This is a genomic window from Rossellomorea sp. SC111 (assembly GCF_024733565.1).
Taxonomy (GTDB): Bacteria; Bacillota; Bacilli; order Bacillales; family Bacillaceae_B; genus Rossellomorea.
Map to the genome: position 1 here is coordinate 113048 of NZ_JANIOC010000013.1, position 23999 is coordinate 137046.

At 43.5% G+C, this 23999-nt stretch carries 22 protein-coding genes and 2 tRNA genes; 2 read left to right on the forward strand and 22 right to left on the reverse strand.

Going from position 1 to position 23999, the window contains the following annotated elements:
- Positions 1-3 precede the first annotated feature (3 nt).
- Positions 4-1356 (reverse strand): glutamyl-tRNA reductase, encoded by a 1353-nt coding sequence (gene hemA / locus NQ095_RS17245; RefSeq protein ID WP_060670927.1) that lies wholly within the window; start codon positions 1354-1356, stop codon positions 4-6.
- A gap of 397 nt (positions 1357-1753) precedes the next feature.
- Here hemA and NQ095_RS17250 point away from each other — a divergent pair, with 397 nt between their 5' ends.
- On the forward strand, positions 1754-2239 hold the full coding sequence (locus tag NQ095_RS17250; protein WP_258264676.1) for a LiaI-LiaF-like domain-containing protein: 486 nt from the start codon (positions 1754-1756) through the stop codon (positions 2237-2239).
- 47 nt (positions 2240-2286) lie between these two features.
- Here the strand turns inward: NQ095_RS17250 and NQ095_RS17255 are convergent, their stop codons facing one another.
- From NQ095_RS17255 to clpX, 8 genes are all read right to left on the reverse strand, one after another.
- The gene (locus NQ095_RS17255) at positions 2287-3009 is read right to left on the reverse strand and encodes an amino acid ABC transporter ATP-binding protein (protein ID WP_258264702.1); all 723 of its coding nucleotides are present in this window, start codon (positions 3007-3009) and stop codon (positions 2287-2289) included.
- 33 nt (positions 3010-3042) lie between these two features.
- Complete coding sequence (locus NQ095_RS17260) at positions 3043-3690, reverse strand: amino acid ABC transporter permease (RefSeq protein WP_258264677.1); 648 nt, start codon at positions 3688-3690, stop codon at positions 3043-3045.
- Positions 3691-3774: 84 nt separating this feature from the next.
- On the reverse strand, positions 3775-4557 hold the full coding sequence (locus tag NQ095_RS17265; protein ID WP_258264678.1) for a transporter substrate-binding domain-containing protein: 783 nt from the start codon (positions 4555-4557) through the stop codon (positions 3775-3777).
- A 466-nt stretch (positions 4558-5023) separates the two neighbouring features.
- Positions 5024-5608, reverse strand: a complete 585-nt coding sequence (gene yihA, locus NQ095_RS17270) for a ribosome biogenesis GTP-binding protein YihA/YsxC (RefSeq protein ID WP_060670935.1) — start codon at positions 5606-5608, stop codon at positions 5024-5026.
- Positions 5605-7929 carry an endopeptidase La gene (gene lon / locus NQ095_RS17275; protein WP_258264679.1) on the reverse strand — a complete coding sequence of 775 codons (2325 nt, stop codon included), beginning with the start codon at positions 7927-7929 and terminating at the stop codon, positions 5605-5607. Before lon ends, yihA begins: the two co-directional genes overlap by 4 nt.
- Positions 7930-8100: 171 nt before the next feature.
- Positions 8101-9753 carry an ATP-dependent protease LonB gene (gene lonB, locus NQ095_RS17280; RefSeq protein WP_258264680.1) on the reverse strand — a complete coding sequence of 551 codons (1653 nt, stop codon included), beginning with the start codon at positions 9751-9753 and terminating at the stop codon, positions 8101-8103.
- Positions 9754-10209: 456 nt separating this feature from the next.
- Positions 10210-10923: a Dph6-related ATP pyrophosphatase gene (locus NQ095_RS17285; protein ID WP_258264681.1), complete on the reverse strand. Its 714-nt coding sequence runs from the start codon at positions 10921-10923 to the stop codon at positions 10210-10212.
- A gap of 79 nt (positions 10924-11002) precedes the next feature.
- Positions 11003-12274, reverse strand: a complete 1272-nt coding sequence (gene clpX / locus NQ095_RS17290; RefSeq protein ID WP_258264682.1) for an ATP-dependent protease ATP-binding subunit ClpX — start codon at positions 12272-12274, stop codon at positions 11003-11005.
- A gap of 397 nt (positions 12275-12671) precedes the next feature.
- On the opposite strand from clpX, the gene NQ095_RS17295 reads away from it, so the two are divergent.
- On the forward strand, positions 12672-12824 hold the full coding sequence (locus tag NQ095_RS17295; RefSeq protein WP_258264683.1) for a hypothetical protein: 153 nt from the start codon (positions 12672-12674) through the stop codon (positions 12822-12824).
- A gap of 96 nt (positions 12825-12920) precedes the next feature.
- On the opposite strand, the gene tig is transcribed toward NQ095_RS17295, so the two are convergent.
- The 13 genes from tig to NQ095_RS17360 form a co-directional block, all read right to left on the reverse strand.
- Positions 12921-14207: a trigger factor gene (tig, locus tag NQ095_RS17300; protein ID WP_258264684.1), complete on the reverse strand. Its 1287-nt coding sequence runs from the start codon at positions 14205-14207 to the stop codon at positions 12921-12923.
- Between the two features lie 161 nt (positions 14208-14368).
- Positions 14369-15373, reverse strand: coding sequence for a tetratricopeptide repeat protein (locus NQ095_RS17305; RefSeq protein ID WP_258264685.1), 1005 nt, complete (start codon positions 15371-15373; stop codon positions 14369-14371).
- Between the two features lie 109 nt (positions 15374-15482).
- Positions 15483-15559: transfer RNA gene (locus NQ095_RS17310), tRNA-Arg, on the reverse strand.
- Positions 15560-15692: 133 nt separating this feature from the next.
- Positions 15693-15769 (reverse strand) — tRNA-Arg (locus tag NQ095_RS17315).
- A gap of 162 nt (positions 15770-15931) precedes the next feature.
- Complete coding sequence (locus tag NQ095_RS17320) at positions 15932-16441, reverse strand: metallophosphoesterase (RefSeq protein ID WP_258264686.1); 510 nt, start codon at positions 16439-16441, stop codon at positions 15932-15934.
- Between the two features lie 13 nt (positions 16442-16454).
- A complete protein-coding gene (locus tag NQ095_RS17325) occupies positions 16455-17051 on the reverse strand; it encodes an XTP/dITP diphosphatase (RefSeq protein ID WP_258264687.1) in 597 nt (198 codons plus the stop codon).
- 16 nt (positions 17052-17067) lie between these two features.
- Positions 17068-17805 carry a ribonuclease PH gene (gene rph / locus NQ095_RS17330; RefSeq protein ID WP_258264688.1) on the reverse strand — a complete coding sequence of 246 codons (738 nt, stop codon included), beginning with the start codon at positions 17803-17805 and terminating at the stop codon, positions 17068-17070.
- Positions 17806-17927: 122 nt separating this feature from the next.
- Positions 17928-19004, reverse strand: a complete 1077-nt coding sequence (locus NQ095_RS17335; RefSeq protein WP_258264689.1) for a GerMN domain-containing protein — start codon at positions 19002-19004, stop codon at positions 17928-17930.
- 117 nt (positions 19005-19121) lie between these two features.
- Entirely contained in the window at positions 19122-19922 is an 801-nt protein-coding gene (gene racE / locus NQ095_RS17340) for a glutamate racemase (protein WP_258264690.1), read from the reverse strand.
- Positions 19923-19931: 9 nt separating this feature from the next.
- On the reverse strand, positions 19932-20390 hold the full coding sequence (locus tag NQ095_RS17345) for a MarR family winged helix-turn-helix transcriptional regulator (protein ID WP_258264691.1): 459 nt from the start codon (positions 20388-20390) through the stop codon (positions 19932-19934).
- A gap of 267 nt (positions 20391-20657) precedes the next feature.
- Positions 20658-20882 carry a helix-turn-helix domain-containing protein gene (locus NQ095_RS17350; protein WP_032087424.1) on the reverse strand — a complete coding sequence of 75 codons (225 nt, stop codon included), beginning with the start codon at positions 20880-20882 and terminating at the stop codon, positions 20658-20660.
- Positions 20883-21027: 145 nt separating this feature from the next.
- On the reverse strand, positions 21028-21498 hold the full coding sequence (locus NQ095_RS17355; protein WP_258264692.1) for an acyl-CoA thioesterase: 471 nt from the start codon (positions 21496-21498) through the stop codon (positions 21028-21030).
- 615 nt (positions 21499-22113) lie between these two features.
- Positions 22114-23676: a bifunctional metallophosphatase/5'-nucleotidase gene (locus tag NQ095_RS17360; protein WP_258264693.1), complete on the reverse strand. Its 1563-nt coding sequence runs from the start codon at positions 23674-23676 to the stop codon at positions 22114-22116.
- Positions 23677-23999 lie beyond the last annotated feature (323 nt).

Sequence of the window (23999 nt, forward strand, 5' to 3'; positions counted from 1 at the left end):
CACTTATGCTTGAAAAGAGGGTTGTGGTGTAAAGCTATGATCGCTCTCAGTCTTTTCGTTGGCTGCTTTCACTTGTTTCTGCTCTAACACTTGTTGTTCAATGTTAAAAATGTTGATGAATAGATCCAATTTATCTTCTGCATCCGGAAGACCCGCAAATTCCTTCGCCTGGAGGATCGGATCTTTCAATAGCTGATTGATGATGCTCTTCGTGTGTTTATTCAGTACCTTGCGTTCCCTGTCTGAAAGGTCAGGCATTTTCCGTTCGATGCTTTCCATCGTATCCGCCTGTATGGCAAGTGCTTTCTGTCTGAGAGCGGAGATGACAGGTACCACACCGAGCATGTTCAACCACTCTTTAAACGCAACGATTTCTGCTTCGATCATGATTTCGATTTGTTCAGCCGCTTTTTTGCGTTCGGCCAGATTCGCCTGGACGATGCCTTCCAAATCATCTATATCATAAAGGAATACACTTTCGAGCTGCCCGATCGCAGGATCTAAATCCCTCGGTACTGCAATGTCCACCATGAACAGGGGACGCCCCTTCCTCATGCCTTCCACGTGGGACATCATTTCTTTCGTGATGACAAAGTCCTTTGCTCCCGTGGAACTGATCATGATATCCGCTTCCACAAGGGCACATTGAAGCTCCTGCATCGTTTTCGCATTACCACTGAAACGCTCTGCAAGAGTTTGGGCTTTCTCATATGTGCGATTGATCACAGTCACCTTGGTGGCTCCGCTGCCATGGAGATTCTTGATGGCAAGCTCCCCCATTTTCCCGGCCCCAAGTATGAGGACATGCTTACCCTCCAGGCTGCCGAAAACCTTTTTAGCCAATTCAACGGCCGCATAGCTGACTGATACCGCATTGGAACCAATCTCTGTTTCCGAGTGACCCTTTTTGGCAACGGTCACGGCCTGCTTAAACAGGTGATTAAATACGGTACCCGTTGCACCCGATTCCTGGGCATTCAGGAAGCTTGAACGGATTTGACCAAGGATCTGGGTTTCCCCGAGTACCATGGAGTTCAATCCACAGGCAACCTTAAACAGGTGTTCGACCGCTCCTTCTTGTTCATAAATGAACAGATAGGGCGTGAACTCCTCTTTATCTATATCAAACCATTGAGATAAAAAATCTTTAATATAATAACGACCTGTATGAAGCTGATCCACTACCGCATAGACTTCCGTTCTATTACATGTAGAAACAATCACATTTTCAAGGATGCTTTTCTTTTCCTTTAATGTTTTCATTGCTGAAGGAAGATCAGTTTCGTTGAAAGATAAACGTTCACGAATCTCTACAGGGGCCGTTTTGTAATTTAAACCAACGACTATTGTATACATGCTATGCACTACACCCCCAAGTAAAATCATTACTGTTATTATAACATGTCCAAATAAGTCCTCAGGCCCCGAAATGTGAACAGAAATTGAAACCTATGCTACATTTAAGGGGTAGAACCTAATGCTTCTTCCGGGACTTGCTAAACATTCATTTCATCATTACATTTAAGAAGAAGAGGAAATAAGCTTGAAAGCATTTTCAATTCTTTGTAAATCTTTTAAATTTCGACATTTCCCTACTAATGTAGGGTACCAAAACAAGCCTAAAGAATCAAGTAATCGAAAGGTTTCTCACTATTCAACGGTACATAGGGATTTATTTTTAATAGTATGTGTTAGTTTCCCTTAAAAGATAGGATGTAAAACCGTAATTTTACTAATTTTCAGGAGGAAGAGGATGAAACAGCAGCGGATATTCCCCGGAATCATTTTAATTGGCTTTGGCGCTTACTTTTATTTACAGCAGGCAAACATCGTATTATTTCAGGAATTTTTCACGTGGCCCACTTTGCTTCTCATTGTCGGACTTGCTTTTCTCGGGCAGGGATACGGGGGAAGGGATTATGAAGCCATCCTCCCCGGGACGATACTTGTCGGATTCGGCCTGCATTTTCACGTGGTCAATAAACTTGATATTTGGCCGGATCATATGGGAACTTTCATTCTCATCATTGCACTCGGTTTCCTGCTCAGATACCAGAAGACACGTGCCGGCTTATTTCAAGGGGTTCTCTTTCTGACACTCTCTATCATCCTGCTTTTCTCTGATAAAGTGGTTGGATGGTTCGGGTTCATTGAAGGAAGCGTTGGAACCGCTTGGGAATTCTGGCCCATCGTCATTATCGGGATCGGTGTCTATTTATTATTTGTAAGAAAAAAGTAATCCAACGCAAAAAAGCCCGGAATGGCATCCGGGCTTTTTCATGTTTATTAGAGAACCGAGTCCAGGAACTCTTTCGTCCTCTGCTCTTTTGGAGAATGGAACAATTCCTCTGGCGGCCCCACTTCGACGATGCGGCCATCATGCATATAGACGACCCAATCGGCCACTTCACGTGCAAATCCCATTTCATGGGTCACGACGACCATCGTCATTCCTTCTAAAGCAAGCTCCTTCATGGTAGCGAGTACCTCTCCGACCAATTCCGGATCCAGTGCCGAAGTGGGCTCATCGAACAACATGATATCCGGTTTCATGGCAAGGGCCCTCGCAATGGCAACACGCTGCTTCTGTCCCCCTGAAAGCTTGGACGGATAGACATCTTCTTTATCCCCAAGGCCGACTTTCTTTAACAGCGCTTTGGCATCCTTCCTTGCTTCCGTCTTAGAGACACCCTTAACGTACACCGGTGCCTCCATCACATTTTCCAATACGGTTTTGTGGGGGAAGAGATAGAAATGCTGAAAGACCATTCCTACCTTCTGACGGATTTTATTCAAATCATGGGTATCCTGATTGACTTCATCCCCTTCGATGACAACCGTCCCGTTATCTTTCAGTTCGAGGAAGTTTAAGCAGCGAAGCAATGTACTCTTCCCTGATCCACTGGCTCCAATGAGGCAAACCACGTCACTTTCCCTTACGCTGATATCAATGTCCTTCAATACATGTAAATCACCAAAGGATTTATTTAATTTTTCTACTTTAATCATTTCCTGACTCACACTCATCCCTCCCACTTATTCTTAATCACTGATAGACATTCGTTTCTCGATTACATTGACGATCGTTGAGAATAGTAAGACGAGAACCAGGTAATAGATCGCTACAACGAGCAGATACGTCATATAATCAAAGTTATTCGAACCGAGTGTCGTCGCCACGCTGAACAATTCAAACATCCCGATGAAGGAAGCAAGGGATGAATCCTTCAATGCAATGATGAATTGATTCCCAAGGGGCGGCAGGGCACGCCTGAATGCCTGTGGAAGGATGATCCTTCTCATGGATAGGCCAAGTGACATTCCAAGGGAACGACCCGCTTCCATTTGCCCTTTGTCGATGGATTGAATGGCCCCGCGGAAGATCTCTGCGATATACGCTCCATTATGGAATGCAAGGCCCATGATGACAGACCAGAAGCCTGAAATATTCAATGAAGTCAAACCGAAGTAGAAAATGAAGATTTGAACGATTAATGGTGTACCCCTTACAACGAAAATGTATAAATCCGCAATCAGGGACAATGGTTTGATCCCTGAAATCTTAAGGAAAGCGAAAAACAAACCGATCACAATCGCAATCAGGACAGATACAAAAGTTAATTGGAATGTCAGCAACATCCCTTTAAGAAAAACATCATATGTACCGGCAAAGGTTTCTAAAAAGTGCATGGACTTCCCTCCGTTCAATTTATTTCCCATTAAGACAAAAAGCGAATGCGCATAGAAGCACATTCGCTCTGTGTCATGCTGCTCTTACTCTTTCTCAGGATCTGATGTAATGTCTGTTTTGAAATATTTTTCACTGATTTTCTTTAATGTACCGTCTTCTCTTAATGCTTCAAGAGCTTTATTGACTTCTTTCAATAGCTTTTCATTATCTTTACTCACGGCGATTGCCTGCTCACTGCGGCCGATCAGCTCACGCGCTTCAATGTCGAGGCCCGAAGCGATCGCTTCTTTACCTGTGATGAAGTCTGTAATGACGGCATCATGTTTCCCTTTGTTTAACGCTTCAAGTGCGACAACATCACTATCATACGCCTTGATCTGATCCGTTACTTCTTTGGCTGTATCTGAGTACGTGGATCCTTTGGAAACGGCAATTTCCTTATCCTTTAAATCATCCAGAGTTTCAACATCACTGTCTTTGCGGACGAAAATCTGTGGCCCTGAATAATAATAAGGAGTTGAGAAGTCTACTTCCTTCAAACGGTCCTCCGTGATCGTATGACTGGCAACCGCCGCGTCGAAACGTCCGGATTTAACCCCTTCTACAATTCCTGCAAATTTAAATTTCTTCTGTTCGGGTTCAAGACCCATTTCTTTCGCTACGGCTTCTGCCACTTCAATATCGAAACCTGACATGGTTCCATCATTATTCGTCACACTGAAAGGCTTGAATTCACCTGAAGCTGCATAAACGAATTTGCCTTCCTCCACTAACTTCGCACCACTCTTTGTTGTGGCTTTGTCTCCGCAAGCGGATAGAAGAAGTGCAGCAAGTACTAAAATGACTAGGCTTTTCCAATTCTTCACTGTCTAGAGTCCCCCTTATGTAGCTTGTAATATTTTTAATCTTTCATAATTTTATCAACAAAAGAGAAAATTCTCAAAATTCAAATATAGCTTCCACAGCTTATAATTATCCATTATGGTGGATGAAACCGATTTAGCTTGGTTTCAGATACATATGCGTCCCTATCCTTTCATTTACTTTCATATGCTTCGCCCATATAGGCCAATAAACCTTATACGGACTTCGGTAGACCTTCTTTATTACTACTTTTCAGCTATATGGGATTGTTATTATGTAATTATGTTAATAAGCGAGGAGTGATTGATTTCCACTCCAGGATGCTCACTTTCCGCGGGGCGTGAGTTGAGCACCTTCCGTTCCAATCAAATAATTCATCTTCCGGATACTATTAGTCAGATACAATAATCAAATAAAAAAACCGATCCACTGCCCTATAAGCAATTGAATCGGTTCAATTTCAAACATTTATTTATAATACGACCTGATGGCGTCCCAGGCTTTGTCTTTTCCAAGGCCTGTTTCGGAAGAGAACATGATAAGGTCGTCTTCGCTGTCCATATTCAGGGTTTCTCTTGTGACTTTCAGGTGCTTCTGCCATTTGCCTTTTGGGATCTTGTCCGCTTTGGTGGCAATGACGATACAAGGCAGCCCGTGATGTTTGAGGAAATCATACATCATCACATCATCGTTGGTCGGGGCATGGCGCAGGTCCACGATCAGGATGACCGCCCTTAGCTGCTCACGGGAAGTGATGTACGTTTCAATCATCTTTCCCCATGCTTCCCGCTCTGTTTTGGATACTTTGGCAAAACCGTAACCGGGAACATCTACATAATAGAGGGTTTCTTCTATTTTATAAAAATTCAGCGTCTGGGTTTTTCCAGGCTTGGATGAAATCCTCGCCATGCTCTTACGACCGATCATTTTATTGATGAATGATGATTTTCCTACGTTCGAGCGTCCGGCTAAGGCAAACTCAGGAAGGATATCGCCAGGATATTGTTCTGGCCTGACTGCACTGATGACTAGCTCAACTTGATTTACTTTCACTTCTTTTCACCTACTAATGCTTTCTCTAAGACTTCATCGATGTGGGATACAAGGATGAACGTTAAATCTCCCCTGACACTTTCAGGAATATCATCTATATCCTTTTCATTATCTTTCGGAAGGATAATCGTTTTAATCCCGGCACGATGAGCGCTTAATGTTTTTTCTTTCACTCCGCCGATCGGAAGGACTCTTCCTCTCAAGGTCATTTCACCTGTCATTCCTACTTCACGATTGACGTATTTACCTGTCAGCGCTGATACCAGTGCCGTTGTTATTGTAATCCCTGCTGAAGGACCGTCTTTTGGGACTGCTCCTTCAGGAACGTGGATGTGAATATCATGTTTCTCGTGGAATGACTCGTCGATCCCAAGGTCTTTCGCTTTCGAACGTACATAACTAAATGCCGTCTGAGCGGATTCCTTCATGACATCTCCCAACTTACCTGTCAGCACAAGCTTCCCTTTACCTGGGGCTAAGGATACCTCGATCTGCAAAGTATCTCCGCCAACGGTAGTGTAAGCAAGACCTGTTGAAACCCCGATTTGGTTTTCTATTTCCGCTTGACCATAACGGAACTTTTTCTTCCCCAGGAACTCTTCAATATTACTGGACGTAATCACGACTCGCTTCTTCTCACCGGAGACAATGATCTTCGCCGTTTTTCTACAAAGGGCAGCAAGGTGGCGTTCTAAACTTCTCACCCCTGCTTCTCTTGTGTAATAGCGAACAATATCGACAATCGCTCCATCCCTGACTTGAAGCTTCGATTTGTTTAAGCCATGATCTTTGATCTGCTTATCTAATAAATGATGCTTCGCTATGTTTAACTTTTCAAGTTCAGTGTAACCGGCAATCGTAATGATTTCCATCCTGTCACGGAGCGGTCCCGGAATGGTTGAAAGGTCATTTGCCGTTGCGATGAACATCACTTTTGATAAGTCGTATGTCTCTTCAATATAGTGATCACTGAAGTTTGAATTTTGTTCGGGATCCAGTACCTCAAGCATCGCAGAAGAAGGATCTCCCCTGAAGTCACTTGACATTTTATCGATTTCATCAAGAAGGAACACAGGGTTGACAGTACCTGCCTTTTTCATCCCACGGATGATTCTGCCCGGCATGGCTCCTACATACGTACGTCTGTGCCCCCTGATTTCGGATTCGTCACGGACGCCTCCAAGGGAGATGCGGACAAAATTCCGTCCCAGTGATTCAGCAACTGAACGGGCCAAGCTCGTTTTCCCGACTCCTGGAGGTCCGGCGAGACACAGGATCGGTCCTTTCAGTGATTGAGTCAATTGTTGAACGGCAAGATATTCAAGCACTCTTTCCTTGACCTTTTCAAGACCATAATGATCCCGATTTAAAATCTGTTCAGAACGCTTGATGTCCAATTGATCTTCCGTTTCCGTGGACCATGGTAATGAAACAAGCCACTCGATGTAATTTCGGATCACAGAGCTTTCAGCAGAACTTGAAGGCACCTTCTCATAGCGGGCAAGCTCCTTTAATGCCGTAAGTTCCACCTCTTCAGGCATATTGGCCTGTTCGATTTTAGCCGTTAAATCTTCAATTTCACCCGTTTTACCTTCTTTGTCACCCAACTCTTTTTGAATGGCTTTCATTTGCTCACGAAGATAATACTCTTTCTGGGTTCTTTCCATCGAACGTTTGACACGCTGCCCGATTTTTTTCTCTAAGCTCAGCACTTCTTTTTCATTATTGATCGTTTCGATCACCATTTGAAGCCGCTTCTTAATGTCGAGAGTTTCCAGGACGTTCTGCTTTTCCTTCATTTTCAAAGGCAGATGGGATGCCACGATATCCGCAAGCCTTCCCGGTTCTTCAATATCCGAAACGGTTGAATACGTTTCGGCTGACACTTTCTTTGATAGCTTTATGTATTGTTCGAAATAGTTCAATAACGTCCTCATCAAGGCGTCCGTTTCCGATTCCTTACCTTCATCATCATGGAATTCCTTCACCGTTACTTCATAGAAATCCTTTTGCTCGGTGAATGAAGTAATAGACGCACGGTTCATCCCCTCGACCAGCACCCTGATGGTCCCGTTAGGCAGTTTGAGCATCTGCTTGACCTTTGTCAGAGTCCCCATCTCGTAGAAATCTTCCTGTGTTGGCTCATCTATATTCATATCTCTTTGAGTCGTTAAGAAAATTAAATGATCATCCATCATGGCTTTTTCTAAAGCCTGAACGGAGCGCTCACGTCCAACATCTAAATGCAAGACCATTGTTGGATACACTAGTAAGCCTCTCAATGGAAGGAGGGGAACCGTTAAATTATTTTGTTTTGCCACATATAACACCTCCGAATTTTGCTCATGAGTCTTTGTACAATTCTAACTTATTTACTAGGTAGTGTCTATTAAATAGGTATTTACAACTTTATTCGATAAAGCTCTCCCTTATTCCATTTTCCATCTATTCAAAAACAAACCGATTCGGATAGACCCGAATCGGTCAACAGTCTATACACTTTTCTTATTTTGTTCCGTAACGCCCTGGGGAACCTGGTCCTTCATCAAGGCGAGGTCAAGCACTTCCTTAAGCTGTTTGACCGGAACCACTTCGATTCCTTCAATCTCTCTTAACATTGCCTGTTGGTTGTCGTACGGAATGATGGCCATGGTCGCACCGGCGAGCTTCGCACCTTTCACTTTGGGATATACCCCGCCGACTGGCTTAACGGATCCATGAATACTAATCTCACCTGTTACAGCAATCGTATGCCTGACGGGTATCCGGTAAATCGCCGAGTAAATCCCCAGAGCCATGGCAATCCCTGCAGAAGGTCCGTCGACCGGCACTCCGCCTGGAAAGTTCACATGAATATCATACTGATCGGCAGGCACGCCCATGGAACGAAGGACGGTGATCACATTTTCGATCGAGCCTTTCGCCATGCTTTTTCTCCTGATGGATTTACTCCGGTCCCCGATGCTTTCTTCTTCCACGATTCCCGTCACATTGATGGTACCTTTATCTGTTGCGGGTATGACGTTTACTTCAATCTCAAGTAAAGATCCGGTGTTTGGTCCTGTCACGGCTAACCCATTGACGAGACCAATTGTTGCCTCTTCATTGATTTTTTTCTGATAGCGCGGGGACAGCTGACTGGATTGAATGATCCACTCGAGCTCATGATCATAAATTTCTTTTCTATTTTCTGTAATGGCGACCCCTGCTGCAATCTGGACCATATTGACTGCTTCACGGCCGTTTCGGGCATAAGATGCAAGTGTTTCGAGCCCTTTGTCACTAATCGTCATTTCTACTTTCTCTACGGCTCCTGCCGCTACCTTTTTCACTTCATCATGCTCAAGCTCCCTGAAAAATACTTCCATGCATCTGGAGCGGATCGCAGGAGGGAGTTCATTCGGTGTACGGGTCGTGGCACCGATCAAGCGGAAATCAGCCGGAAGTCCGTTTTTGAAAATATCATGTATATGGGTGGGAATTTGATGATTTTCTTCATTGTAATACGCGCTTTCAAGAAACACTCTGCGATCTTCTAACACTTTTAATAGCTTATTCAATTGAATGGGATGCAATTCCCCGATTTCATCAATGAACAATACGCCTCCATGGGCATTCGTCACAGCACCTTGCTTTGGTTGCGGGATCCCGGCCTGTCCCATGGCTCCTGCCCCTTGATAAATGGGATCATGGACGGAACCAATCAGTGGATCGGCAATTCCCCGTTCATCGAATCGTGCCGTTGTGGCATCCAATTCAACAAAAACAGCAGAAGACCTAAATGGGGATTTCATATTTTTCTTTGCTTCTTCCAGGACCAGACGGGCTGCTGCCGTTTTTCCGACACCAGGCGGTCCATAAATGATGACATGCTGGGGATTCGGGCTGCATATCGCTGCTTTTAATGCTTTAATTCCATCTTCCTGCCCGACAATATCTTCAAAGCTTGAGGGTCTTACTTTTTCGGCAAGGGGTTCGGTTAATGAAATGGATCTCATCTTTCGGAGTTCTTCCATCTCTTTTTTTGATTCACGGTCAATGGAAACTTTTTGCGTTCGCTGGTTTTTTAACAGGTTCCAGAAGTACAATCCAATGATGATTCCGAAGAATAATTGGATGAATAAAGCGATGCTCGTAAAGCTCATTCGTCTCCCTCCAAGTAGATACAAGTTGTTATCGGTTAGTATCTCCTTGACCTTGTGGGAATAAACAAAAAAATTCGGTGGGTGGATGGTTTAAAAAGGATTAATTCATTTAATTCCAGGCCCAGCGTGTGCTGGTTGATTTCCGCTGCAGGTGCTCGCTTTCCGCGGGGTGGGCGGTGAGCCTCCTCAGCTTCAAGTGCTGTCTGACATTGTCCAGCTCCTGCGGCTAGCCCCTCGAGGTCATAAGCTAAATGGGCCAAGAAGGCACAAAACGCCTTCCCGGCCCATTCACCTTATGCTTGTCGGGGCTGAGCAAGCCGCCTCCGCTTTTCGTTGTTTCCCGCAGGAGTCGAGCACCTTCCGCTTCAATCAACATCTTGGTCTTCAAATTAAGTGTATTTAAAATTTTTTGTTTTCCTTTTTGTCCTTACACTTCTATGTAAATCTTATGCATCCCTAGAGTTGATTAATGAACTCAATTTCACCTTTTTTCTCTATTAATTGACAATCCTCTATGTCCAATGACCAGAGTCCGGAGTTTAAGATCACTCCTGATTTTACAAGGTGAATTTTTTTTGAGAAGATCGGGCCGTCCAGGACGAAGGTATGGTATTCTCCTGCTTCTCCCATGACGCAACAATTTTTCTTATGTATATCTTCATAAAAGCTCCAATCAAGCATCCTGCCGGCCCATGTGTGGTCGAACAGTTTGTCGGAAGCCCTGCATATGACTGCAGAGAATCCAAGGGTTATAAATTCTTTCAGTAATTGAGTGGTTTCGTCCTCTGAGATCCATACGGGAAAGGAGGGTGTCAGACCTGCTTTCATTGCCACTTCTTCATTCCACTTTCTGTCTTCATCGGCATATAAGCTTCCAAAGACGATTTCCTCCACACCTCTCTCCTGCTTAATACCAGATAATGCTTGAATAAGGGCTTGTTCGTAATCATCCCCTGAATTCACCAGTACGAGAGGAATATCCAATGCATCTGCCTGTTGATTCACAATATCCAATCGCAGACCATGGGCATGATTCCGTTCGTATTCTTCAGACACCATGGATACAAGACACACTACTTCTTTTTCTTCTTTTAACGTCCGGTACAAAGCGAGACAACCGTCTTTGCCCCCGCTCCAGCTGATGGCGACCTTTGGTTTCTTCCTATCCAATTCTCCCATCTCCTTTCTATATTTTCAGCCGTAAGAAAAAGCCGGGAATGAAGGATCATTCCCGGCTTTACGAAGCTTATTAAGCTGATGTCTTTTCTTCGTTTGGATCGATCATCGTGCCATCCTCAAGCATTAAATGAGGAGCTGCATCTTCAAGGATCGTCTCTTTCGTAATGATACATTTCTTAATATCATCACGGGAAGGAAGATCGAACATCACATCGAGCATCATTGTTTCGATGATGGATCGCAATCCACGTGCACCTGTTTTACGCTCAATCGCTTTTTTAGAGATTTCAAGCAGGGCATCTTCTGTGAACTCAAGCTCGACCTCATCCAATTCAAGCATTTTTTGGTATTGTTTTACCAATGCGTTTTTAGGTTTAGTCAGGATTTCAACCAGTGCTTCTTCATCAAGAGGCTCAAGGCTCGAAATGACCGGTAGACGACCGATGAATTCCGGAATTAATCCGAATCTCAATAGGTCTTCAGGAAGAACTTTAGAAAGTAGCGACTTATCTTCTTTCACTTCAGCGTTTTTAGGATCAGAACCGAATCCGATTATCTTTTGACCTAAACGGCGTTTGATGATTTGTTCAATCCCGTCGAATGCTCCACCACAAATGAATAGGACATTGGACGTATCGATTTGAATGAATTCCTGGTGAGGATGCTTGCGTCCGCCTTGTGGTGGAACGCTTGCTACCGTACCTTCAAGAATTTTCAAGAGGGCTTGTTGAACCCCTTCACCTGAAACGTCTCTCGTGATGGATGGATTTTCAGATTTTCTTGCCACTTTATCGATTTCATCGATGTAGATGATCCCTTTTTCAGCTTTTTCCACATCGTAGTCAGCTGCCTGGATCAGTTTCAATAGAATATTCTCTACATCTTCCCCAACGTAACCCGCTTCTGTTAAAGAAGTAGCGTCGGCGATGGCGAAAGGAACGTTAAGAATACGTGCCAGTGTTTGGGCAAGGAGGGTTTTCCCGCTACCAGTCGGTCCAATCATGGCAATATTACTCTTAGACAGTTCAACGTCATCAACTTTACTGCTGGAGTTGATACGCTTGTAGTGGTTGTAGACGGCTACGGCAAGTGATTTCTTCGCCTGATCCTGCCCGATTACGTACTCGTCCAGGATTTCCCGGATTTCGCGTGGTTTCGGTACGTCTTTAAATTCTACTTCTTCTTCCGTCCCCAGCTCTTCTTCTACGATTTCTGTGCAAAGCTCGATGCACTCATCACAAATATACACACCTGGTCCAGCGACTAGTTTACGAACTTGGTCTTGTGTTTTTCCGCAAAAAGAACATTTTAGCTGCCCTTTTTCATCATTAAATTTAAACAATGATTTTCACCCCTTCGTTAAAACTTCATAAAATCGTGCCTGTTTCATCAAACGAACGATTCCTTACATCCCTATTACCTAAAGTTATGTACTGCATTTTATCATATTATATGTTCGTAAAGAAATTGATACGATTCTTAAGAATCATCTTATTATGTATCGTGCATTTTAGCAAATCATTTACATTGCCAATGTTTATTTTGTCCAATTGAAGTTAGGAAATGTAAGGAATCTTAGTATGTATGTTCATGGTGAAAAATAGTGCAATCCCGTTTCATAAGCTTTTTCCAAAAATAGTGGTTCTTATTCTTAATTGTTGGAGAAAGTTTCTTAATCAACAGAGTATAGTATTTTGGCTCATTTTGCCACAGAAACAAAAAACGCCTGGTGCAAACTCTTGAGCTCGAAAAAAAATATTGGAATGAAGCTTAGTTTAGTGGTGATTTGGCTCATTTACGCCATCATCATCAAAAGCGAAAGAGCAAACGAGTTTGCTCCATCGCTTTTGATGATGATGGCTACTTTTCAGCAAAGCTTGAAAAGCGTGTGAAACATTCGATTCACACGAATGGGCAAAATCAAGGGTATATACGCTTCATTGTACAAAACAAGGCACGAATGATTCGCGCCTTGTTTGCTATTTTTATTATGCTACAGTTTTGCTGTTTTCAACAAGGAATTCTACTGCTTTACGTACTTTAAGGTCAGCTTTAAGTGTGTCAAGGCCGCCTAGTGCTTGTTTGATGTTATCAGCAGTCATATTGTATTGTTCAGCCATTTTGTTTACTTCTTCTTCTGCTTCTTCGTCCGTTACTTCAAGGTTTTCCGTTGCCGCGATTGCTTCAAGTGTTAAGTTAGTGCGAACGCGTTTGCCGGCATCCTCTGTCATTTGACCGCGAAGATCTTCTTCTGATTGACCAGAGAATTGGAAGTAAAGATCAAGGTTCATACCTTGCATTTGCAGGCGTTGTTCGAATTCTTGCATCATACGGTCTACTTCAGCTTTAACCATTACTTCTGGAATTTCAACTTCAGCATTATCAGAAGCTTTATTTACAAGAGTTTCACGAACCGCTGTTTCAGCTTCGTTCTTTTTAGACTCTTGAAGGCGTTTTTCAATTTTTTCTTTTAGTTCAGCAAGCGTTTCTACTTCTTCATCTGCGTCTTTTGCGAACTCATCATCAAGTGCAGGAAGTTCTTTCGCTTTGATTTCGTGAACTTTCACTTTGAATGTAGCAGGCTTGCCAGCTAATTCTGCTGCATGGTATTCCTCAGGGAAGTTGACTTCTACTTCTTTCTCTTCTCCTGCTGCAACACCAACTAATTGCTCTTCAAAGCCTGGGATGAATTGACCAGAACCTAATTCAAGTGAGTAGTTCTCAGCCTGGCCGCCTTCGAATGCTTCACCGTCAACGAATCCTTCGAAATCCATTGTCACTGTGTCGCCTTCTTCAGCTTTTCCATCTTCTTTGACAGCAAGCTCTGCTTGCTTCTCTTGAAGTGAAGTAAGTTCAGCTTCAACATCTTCAGCTGTTACTTCTGTTTCCATTGTTTCTACTTCAAGACCTTTGTAGTCGCCAAGTTTCACTTCTGGTTTCACTTGTACTTTAGCAGTGAAGATAAGATCTTTGCCTTTTTCCATTTGCTCAACATCGATTTCAGGACGGTCGATCGGATCGATTCCTGTTTCTTCGATTGCTTTCGCATACGCTTCAGGTAAGATGAAATCTAATGCATCTTGGTAAAGTGATTCTACACCAAAACGTTTTTCGAACATCCCGCGTGGCATTTTCCCTTTACGGAATCCTGGTACATTCACTTGTTTCACAACTTTTTTAAATGCTGCGTCTAAACCTTCGTTTACTTTTGCAGCTTCTACTTCAATTGTAAGTACTCCTTGGTTTCCTTCTTGCTTTTCCCATTTTGCAGACATACTGTTCCCTCCAACAATCTATAATTGATCTTAATTTTTTTTACGCATAGTAGTAGATAGTCCCGTGTGAATCTAGCACTATCATCGTAAATATATGAATAACTTTTACATTACAACCATTACATTATAACATACAGCCACTGTCTTTCAACAGAGGGGGCTTAAATATTCGGAGAGGAAATTTCCTCTAGTTCCTCAAGTTTTGAGAGAATCCCTTTAGCTTGAATCGTTTCAACCTGTCCTTTTAGCTCTTCCTCAAGGATCTCATCGGCAAACATACCTGCTGTGTAGTAGGCATATACTGCAGCGATTTCTTCCGAATCTTCTTCCAGTGTAAACGGATAGAGAAGGAAGGCATGACGTTTCAGTAATTCCTGGGCATGCTGAAATAGAGTGGGATTCGTTTGTGCCAGGAGATCCTCCAGGGCATGTGTTACCCCTGTGAAGAAATCCGACTCGAAAACGTCTTCCAACGCTGCAGGATAAACCCGCTCTTCCATTCCTAACTTCACTACAACTACTTCTTTATCCATTCCATGCTCTTTTAAAACATTTAAAATCATCGTTTGTAAAAATGGATGGGCATCAGGATCCTGTAAAACCCCTTGCAGCTCTAAGGTGAAAGGCTGAATATTACGATGAACGAGCTGTGCCGTGATGAGTGTCTGCTCCTCGAGACTTTTCCCTGCCAGGATAGCCGTTTGATCTTCAGGTTGCACTTCTTTCTCAGGAACAGCCGCTTTCCCGTTCACTACCTTTTCACTGAAATGGAGAAGCTTCCTGAAGTGTTCTTCCTTTTCAAAGGGTACTTCCCTTTCATCAAAAAGGGCATTGATCGTATCGATCACTTCACTGTGCTTGTGAAGCTGTATAAGAATCATTAAATACATATCAACGACCTCGAAATAGTCACCGATTCCTTCGAGGAGCATCTCTTTACATATGGATGCGGCCTGATCGTATTGTTTGCTTTCATAGAGTGATAATACGAGTGCCGTATTGATGTCCGGATTATCCGGTTCCAGTTCATGGGCCTGTGCAAGGAGTTGGGAAGATTCATGGGCTTCCCCTTTTTCCAAAGCTTGAACCCCTTTTTCCAAGAGTCTCTCCTTTAATCCTGGAAACTGTACGATCTTTCCTTTTCCTTCATGGTTTCCTTTATTCATAAAAACGTACCTGCCTATACTGTTTAGTTGGTATTAGTTTAGCACGATATCATTTGGATAACAAAAAAAGCCTGCCTGAGCCAGGCAAGCTTTGCATATGTAGGGTTTATGGCGTCCCAGAAGAGATTCGAACTCCCGACCTACAGTTTAGGAAACTGTTGCTCTATCCTGCTGAGCTACTGGGACACATTGAATATAGTAAGATGAAACAAAAAGCATCGCACCATGTATCGGATAAAAAAAGAGATACCTCACAGTTTACTGTGTCAGTACCCCTTGTTAGTCAAAACCCTGATACCAAGGTTCGTATGTAATGATTTGGCGTCCCAGGAGAGATTCGAACTCCCGACCGACGCCTTAGAAGGGCGTTGCTCTATCCAGCTGAGCTACTGGGACGTGTTTTTTCGTTATTTGTTTTTCAAGGACAATATTTATTATATTCACATAGCATAAATAAGTCAACAGATTTTCAAAAAAAGTTTCATTTTATTTTTCATCTTTGCATTTTGCACCTCAAATCATGATGGGAACCCGTACGCGACGGGTTCCCACACGTAATCACAATTTAAATGTTTGCGTCAATTCATCCAGCACGACATGATCGTGGGTCAGGAATGTGACTGTTATTTCTTGATCTTCAGTTTCTACCAATGCGTAGGTACGTTCGCTTCTCCCTCTTGGCAGCAGGATGCTTCCAGGATTCAGGAATAATGTGCCGTTAATCAATTCTGCCGCCAGAGTGTGCGAGTGACCAAAGAACACAAACTGCGCCCCGACCTCTTCCGCTCTGTATCGGAGTTTCATCAATGACATCTTGATTCCATAGTGATGCCCGTGAGTCACCATGATGGTTTGCTCGTCTACCTTCTCTACCAAATCGTCAGGCAATCTTGCATCCATGTCACAGTTACCCCGGACAATCAGATAAGATGACAATGCAGGGTCATCTGCACTTAATTCCGAGTCACCACAGTGGATCATGGCGTCCACACGGGACTTGTACTTCTCTGATAGATCCAACAATTCATCTTTGGATCCATGACTGTCACTTACTACTAATAATTTCATTCAGATTCACCCTTTAAACTAAGTCTGAAATCATATTTCCAAGCTTTTTTAGTGCGTGGCCGCGATGACTGATCTGACTCTTTTCATCTTGTGTTAATTCGGCCATGGTCTTCTCAAGGGAAGGTACGAAGAAGATGGGATCGTAGCCAAACCCATTCGTCCCCCTCTTATCATGCAGGATCATCCCTTCACACGTTCCTGTCACCGTTTTCGTTTCCATATCAGGACCGGCAATGGCCAATACGCAGTAAAAACGGGCAGTACGGTCTGAGTCTTCCACGAATTCCAGCTCACCCAATACCTTCTCCATATTCGCTTCGTCGCTCTTTTCTTCCCCGGCATAGCGCGCGGAATAGACGCCTGGACGACCATCGAGGGCATCGATAGCCAAACCGGAATCGTCGGCTATCACTAGTTCCCCTAATTCTCCTGCTACGGTTTCCGCTTTTAAAATCGCATTCTCTTCAAAGGTTTCGCCTGTTTCTTCCACATCCTCAATATGAGGGAGGTCTAGTAATGTTTGTACCTCATACCCGTACGGCGCAAACATATGTTGGAATTCTTTTGCTTTTCCCCTGTTCTTAGTGGCTATGATCACTCGTTTTGTCATCTGCTCTCTCATCCCTTTATTGAAATCTTTTTACGATATCACCTAATGATTGCTGCTGGATTTGGAATAATTCGCGAATCCCAACTTGTCCAAGCTTCAATAGTTGATGCAATTGATCCATTGTAAATGTGGCTTCTTCACCGGTTCCCTGAAGCTCCACAAATTCACCTTCACCCGTCATGATGATGTTCATATCCACCAATGCGCTGCTGTCTTCAATATAATTCAAATCAAGGACCGCTCCGTGTTCTTCTACAATCCCGACACTTGTCGCTGCAAGAAAGCTCTTGAGTGGGAATGAAGAAATCTTTTTGCTATCCTGAAGCTTTGCAAGGGCGATTGCCATGGCAACGAATGCCCCTGTGATGGAAGCCGTTCTTGTCCCGCCATCAGCCTGAATGACATCACAATCGATCCAGATCGTCCGTTCTCCCAAAGCATCCAAGTCAACGACCGCTCTCAGGGCACGTCCAATCAAACGTTGAATTTCCATCGTTCGGCCGGATATTTTCCCTTTGGACGATTCACGGATATTTCTCGTTTCCGTAGCTCTCGGAAGCATGGAATATTCCGCCGTGATCCACCCTTTTCCACTATTTCTCATAAATGGAGGCACCCGTTCCTCGATACTGGCGTTACAAATGACCTTCGTTTCACCAACCGTTATCAACACAGAACCTTCCGGGTGCTTGACGTAACCTGTCTCGATTTCGATATGACGCAATTGATTCTTTTCTCTGCCGTCTGTTCTCATATAATTCCCTCCTGTTTGTTCGTACGTTATGTAAAAAATGGCTTAATCAAAAATAGAAGAGGCGGCAATCTGCCAACCTCTTTTCAAGTGTTTCTATTAATAGTATATCAAAAAAACGTGATTTAAAAACTAATTGCGTTCACATTTTCTGGTCTTGTCACAGGTTCAGTCATCGTTTCCCCGTCTTTTGAGACGGTGGTCGCTTCTCCATTCACGAGTACCGAGACCCCTTTGATCCCCTTTTGCTCTGTTAAGGAAAGGACGAGAGAGTTCAGCATATGCTCAGAAACCATCTTTTCTTCCAGACTGCCATACACCGCTTCATTAAAGTTCAGTGTCACGGTTCCATCCTCTAGCTTCGGATCATCCAACAGCTTCGCCCCCGTAAAGTCACTCGCCAGGGAAGAAGAATAACCCGGTCCTTCGATCAACTCATTCACCACTGCCTTGACTTCATCCACGGATTTGGAACTGACGCGTTTTGTGACAGGAACATAATAGGTTTTATCATCGGATTGCGATACATAATACACCGTAAGCGGTTTTGTGCTCGTCGGATCCACAACGCCTGAAGTATCCTCATTGATCCCGACTTTCCTTGTTAGTCCATTTTCGTCGATCGGCGTACCGTTCACCGGCATCTCCGTCAAAGGATACCCGTTGACACGGAGTTCGACTTTTTCAACCGAATCAAACTGGGTCAATGTCCACGTCACGGACTGCAGGATTTTCTGTTCATCTTCTGGCTGATAATTATTGAATTCCGGAGAAAAATCGGCAATCGCCTTTCCGTCTTTAATATCAACCGTCACTTGTGTATCTGCCGGCAATACAGCCCTGAATCCATTCGGCAGGATGTTTTCTACCGGACCATTCTTCACCAGGTATTCAATAGCCTGTTTGGCCACACTTTCCTGATTAGGAAGAGGAATGGACTGGGAAACGACATAGCCGTTTTTATCGATTAAATACAATTCCGTCATGACGGTTTCAGCACCTGCTTCTTCTTTGCTCACCTTTTTCTCTGAATCCCCACTCTTGGCTGTATCGACTTTCTCCCCTTCTTTTAAGTAGGATAAGTCTTGTGGAGGATCGATCTTCTCCTTGTCATCACCGAAACTGAGTAATCCACAACCGGAAAGATATACAGAAGAAGCTAAAACCGTTACAGCAATTGACACCTTCGCTTTTTTTGCCATTGGGAAACCTCCTGAAAGACAGTTTGTACTAACATATATACGAGCCCCATCCGAAAAATAGACCGAAACTTTTTATATTAGGACAACAATATAAAAAAACCACCCGATCACAAGATCCTACTCTTGTAATCGGATGGTTTCTGCTTTTACTTCCCCGACTGTCAACCAATCGGAGGCGATCCGTGAAAAAATCGCCGAAGACCCCGTATTGAAAAAGCGGTGTTCCGGCTGCTGGACTCCCCTGTACAGGAGGTTATAATAATCGAGGATCGTACTGACTTCACGCGCGGTTTCGTCCCCGGAGCTTATTACACTGACCTCAGGACCCATATATGCCTGTATCTTAGGCTGTAGCAGCGGGTAATGGGTACATCCCAGGATCAACGTATCGATTCCGGACTCTTTAAGGGGATGAAGTGTCTCTCCTACAATATCAGTGGCCATGGAACTGTCATACTCCCCACTTTCCACTAAAGGAACAAACTTCGGGCAGGCGAGAGACGTGACGTCCAGGCTTCCGTGCAGGGAGTGAAGGGCATCTACATAGGCGCCGCTATTGATCGTCCCCACGGTTCCAAGGACACCGATTCTCTTATTATGAGTATGCTTGATCGCAGCACGGGCTCCCGGATGAATGACCCCTATGACGGGGATATCCAAGTGTGTCTGAATTTCATCCAATACCACCGCAGTGGCTGTATTGCAGGCAATGATCAGCATTTTAATATCATATTGCATGAGATATTGAGTCATTTCCCACGTGAACGCTTTTACTTCTTGAGCTGATCTGGGGCCGTAGGGACATCGGGCTGTATCACCTAAATAATAGATGGTCTCTTTCGGCAGCTGACGCATCACTTCTCTCGCGACGGTGAGCCCCCCCACCCCAGAATCAATGATGCCGATAGGTTGAATCACATTATTCCCTCATTCTGGTTTAATTTCTTGATGAAGTTTTGCTAAATGATCTTTTAATAATAACACTTCCTGAGAAGAGAAATCCGTTAAGGCGCTCTGTAAATAATTCTGCCTTTTCTTGATCACTTCTTCAATAATTCTTTCGCCCTCTTTTAACATATGAATGCGCACGACGCGACGATCATTCTCATCCTTGACCCTTTCGACCAACTGGTTTTTTTCCATACGATCAACAAGATCCGTCGTCGTACTGCAAGCAAGGTACATTTTATTCGAAAGATCTCCAATTGTCATATCCCCGTACTCGAATAACCATTGCAGCGCGATGAACTGTGGAGGCGTGATGGTATACTGACTTAATATCTCTCTTCCTTTTTGCTTAATGATCGATGATATGTATCGCAGGTCTTTCTCGATATCTGCCACAACTTGTATATCTTCAATGGTTTGCTCTTTAGAATTCGTCATTATTTCTCTCCTTTTACATTCAGAAACCGAACATTTACTCCTTATGAAAAACCGGAACGCATCAGCCTTCCCATTTTAGCTTCTTATATCTATTAGTGGTCAAGCGTATATTCCCCTTACTAGCATTTTCGCCTTTTTCGTGAAAAAATTCAAGACAAGTTCTCAAAAGGGAACAGAACTAAAAGAGACTGACTCTCATTCAAACATTAATAGGCATCCGCTAAAGAAACCCGTTAATTGTTCGGCATCAGAATCAGTCCCTTACATTTAAAGCTTGAGTTCCCCCATGCGAAGAAGCTCTACAACAGCTTGAGATCGCCCCTTCACTCCAAGCTTTTGCATGGCGTTGGAAATATGATTTCGAACTGTTTTCTCGCTAATAAATAGATCACTAGCAATTTCTTTAGTTGTTTTGTCTTGAACCAACAGTTCGAATACTTCTTTTTCTCTTTTGGTGAGCAACGGTTTGTGTGTAAAATCATTGTCCTTCAATTATGGTAACCCTCCTTGCCTTCGCCAGCTTTAAACCGCGGGGATGGGTATTGTCGGTCGTCAGAATATCATATGTGAAGGTAGGGTTTAGAGTGACATAGAGAAGGAAGTTAAATGAAAAATAGGCTGCGGTTTCTTTCACATCCTAAACCGGGCTTGAGACCTCCTTATTGCTATGGAGCTTCGCCTTCATTTCTTCCGTCCAAGGGACACCTTTTCCAGTTTCCTTCGAAATTTGCACCATGGTTCCTCTGCCCGTAAAGCAAACCTGCTCTTCTTCATTCAGACCCATGTAATGTAAATCTACTGAAGAGCGACCAACACGATCCGCCTTCACATATACCTTCAACGTTTCGTCGAAGAATACTTGTTTTACAAAATCACATTGCAAATCTGCCACGACAGGAATCGTATCATGCTCTGGTTTAACCCAGTTTTGCATAAATCCAATGTGTTTTAAATATTCGATCCTGGCTTCTTCAAAATACGTGAATGGAACAGTGTTATTCATATGCCCAAACATATCTGTCTCAGAAAACCGGACCTTAATATGGATAGAAAATGTAAATTCTTTTTGCCATGTTTCTATATCATCAATGTATGTAAAATGTTTCAAATTGGCTCCTCCTTTTAATAAACGGAATTGAAAATAATAAAATGAATGATCATTCATTTTATTATACCCTTTTTCTGAAAAATATGAAACCTATAAGCAACTGTGGAGCCGGCAGGAGCTCTTCCCTTCTTATTAACGGGTTTACATCAGAGGTGCAGATAGTGTAAAACACATATGAGTGTGGGAATTATTTATAATTTAATAAGAAGTCTTATCTTTTATCGAATAACCAGTGATATTTAATTAAGCGGAGATTTTCCGGTTAAGACTGAAGAATAGAGCTTTGTTCTGGATATAAGCGGAGTTATTCCGATTAAGCAAAGTAAAATTAACGATTTTCACGTTTTTCGTGTAAATAGCCGGAATCTTTCCGTCTATTTAAGATATTTTCAGTTCTATGTAATAAATAAGCGGAATTCCTCCGCTTATTTGTCAAACTGACTTTACTCTCTATTGAATATGTACAAAAAAAGGCGTAGAGAGCTTTGCATCTCTACGCCCTTTTGACTGTGATATAAACGGTGAATTATGCTGGTAGTTTATGTGATTCGTTATTTAAATTGATCTGCGACTAACCGTTTTGCACCTCACAAGTAAACCCGTCTCCTTCTTATTCTATTCTTTTCCTTTCACGATCCTTCCTTCCACTTGTGGGGAAACGGGGGAATGCATGGAGAGATATTCACTCAACACCTCATATAGATTGAGGTATAGCTCGGATATCCTGCCGTTTTCCTTCGCTTGTTTCAATACGGTATAACCATCCCCACCACCCGCAAGGAATGCGTTGACGGCCACCCTGTACATCTTGGAACGGTCAAGAGGAGCCCCTTGTATTTCCGCTCCTGTTATTCTGTCACCAACAGGCCTAGAGGGATCAAAGTGAAATGTCATGCCCGATACTTGAAGGAACTGACCTGCTTCCCCGTCCAGATCCGCTACACTATGTTCCAATGCAAGAAGGATTTCCTCCCCCGTCAGATTCAAGGTGACAAGGCTATTCCCAAAGGGCAGCACTTCCAACACTTCTCCCATGGTAATGTTCCCTGCCCCGATGGAACTCCTGATGCCGCCCCCATTTTGAAATGCGATTTCAGTGGGGGAATATTGATTTGCTTTTTCCAGCATGGCGTCAGTAATGAGGTTGCCTAGATTGGTCTCTTTTGTCCGAACGTCCCGACGATCTCCATTTAATGAAATATTGGTCGCACCGACATCCAAGCTCTTCAACTTTTCAATGGGCTTGCCCAGTTGCTCCAATCTCTTTACTGCCCATTGATCAGGAGGATACACGTCATTCCCTTTTTGATCTTTGGCCAACACATCCAGCAGCTCACCATCCCACTCAGTCAATACCCCTCTTTCGTTAAATACAGCCGTTAATTTGCCAAGTGACTTCCCATACTCATTCGCTTGTACGATCAGTGTCGGTACTGATTTCAAATTGTACACGAGCGGGTTTTCTAATCTTGTATGGGAATGGCCGCCGACTATGATATCGATTCCTTTCACTTTTTGAGCCAGCACTTTGTCTTGTCGCACTCCAAGATGAGACAGCAGGATGATGTGGTTCACGCCCCTCGCCTGAAGTTTTGCAATCTCCTCAACCGCTTTCTTTTCGGCATTCCGAAAGACTATCTCCTTAACCGGAGCAGAAAGGAAAGCAGTATCTTCGGTTGTGAGACCGATGATTCCAACTTTGACCCCCTTGACTGTTTGAATGATGGAAGGGTAGATCTTTCCACCTTCTGACTGTTCCGGCACCCTACTTTTCATTAATGGAGCAAGGGTAGGATCAAGACGGATATCCACATTGCTGCTCACTACTGGAAAGGAAAGTTTCCTAATAAAGTTCGCCAGCACCTCACTCCCCTTATCGAATTCATGATTACCCAACGTCATGGCATCATAGCCAATTTCATTCATGAATTCAGCATCAGCCTGTCCAAGATATTCATTAAAAAACAACGTGCCCGAAAACACGTCCCCTGCATCCAGCAGAAGGGCTTCCCCATCTTTTTTCCGTTCTTCTATAATTGCCGAGTGAAGATACGGAACGTTTTCCAGATGGGAGTGAACATCATTCGTATACAGAATCGTCAGATGGAAAGGTTCCACCTTCTCCTTTGCCTCAGCTTCTTCCAAATCAATGACGGGCAGAATAAACAATAAGATCACTATTATAACTCCAGTCCACTTCACCTTCATCACTCCAGTTTCTTATAGAACCATATATGTGTCTACTATGTACAAAAGCCGATTTTTTTATGAAACTGACTCTGTAACATTGTTGTTTAAAATGAAAGTGCTGGTTGATTTCCACTGTAGGTGCTCGCTTTTTTTAATGGAGCACAGAGTGGATTGAAGCGAAAGGCATTTGACTCCTGAGGGAAAAAGAGGAAAAGTCGAGACCCCGCAGGGCATCGCTGAGTTGCACCCCTATTGTTGGACACCCCAACCAACAATAGGAGGTACCAGCACATATGGCCAAGTTTACTCAA